We start from the raw sequence: 1,184 nt of genomic DNA, 5'->3' as shown, positions 1-1,184 counted from the left end.
GGTCGCGGCCGTCGGAGCGGACCTCGCCCTGAATCGACCGGACGCCACGCCGGAACCCGCATCCGTGCCGATGAACGGAGACGAGACCGTGCCGTTCTTCGGCGCCCATCAGGCCGGTATCGACACCGCTGCCCAGGCCCACGGCGTCTTCGTCGGGCTGGACCTCCACGACGATGTCGACCGAGATGCCCTCGCCCGACTCATGCGACTCCTGACCGACGACGCGGCGCGCCTCACGCAAGGGCTCCCCGCCCTCGCCCCCTCCGAGCCGGAACTCGCCTCGTCGCCGGCGCGCCTCACGGTCACGTTCGGCGTCGGTCCGGGCTTCGTCGGGCGAGCGGGAGGTTCGACCCCCGCATGGCTCGCGCCCCTCCCCGCGTTCGGTGTGGATCGGCTGCGCCCGGAGTTCTCGGACGGCGACCTCCTGCTGCAGATCGCCGGCGACGATCCCCTGACGGTGGCGCACGCCACGCGGATGCTGCTGAAGGACGCGCGCGGCTTCGCGAGTATCCGCTGGACCCAGCAGGGATTCCGTCGCGCCTATGGGACGGAGCGGCCCGGAACGACCATGCGCAATCTGTTCGGACAGGTGGACGGGACCACCAACCCGCAGCCCGGCACCGAGGACTTCGATCGCGTCGTGTGGATCGACGAGGGAGTGCTCGCCGGCGGCACCGGGATGGTGATCCGCAGAATCCGGATGGACCTCGACAAGTGGGACCGCCTCGACCGGAGCGGACGCGATGCTTCGGTGGGCAGGACACTCGCCAACGGTGCCCCCCTCACAGGAAGCGAGGAGTTCGACGAACCAGACTTCGAGGCGAAGACCGCGATCGGCTTCCCGGTCATCCCGCAGTTCGCGCACATCCGGCGCGCCCGCGGCGAAGGGGCCGAGCGCATCTTCCGACGCGCGTACAACTACGACGAGCGGCCGGCCGGTGCGGAGGTCTCGGAGTCCGGGCTGCTGTTCGTCTCGTTCCAGGCCGACATCGAACGGCAGTTCATCCCGATGCAGCAGCGCCTCGACGAACTCGACCTCCTCAACGAATGGACGACCCCGATCGGGTCCGCCGTGTTCGCGATCCCGCCCGGCTGCACGGAGGGCGGGTTCATCGGGGACACTCTTTTGAGGGGACGATGATCCGGGCGTGAACGGTGCGGACGCCTGGTTCCGGCGACCGAGT

The 1,184-nt window shown here is 69.8% G+C and carries 1 protein-coding gene; it reads left to right on the top strand.

Annotated features, from left to right (window positions below; translation table 11 throughout):
- Positions 1 to 1,141, top strand: a 1,141-nt coding sequence (locus ACNPM4_RS01405) for a Dyp-type peroxidase (protein WP_448984441.1), incomplete at its 5' end; no start/stop codon positions are given.
- Positions 1,142 to 1,184 lie beyond the last annotated feature (43 nt).

It is taken from the genome of Microbacterium umsixpiens, assembly GCF_053543675.1.
The sequence above is the reverse complement of the archived record's forward strand: the minus strand, read 5'-3'. Positions and strand labels throughout refer to the sequence as shown.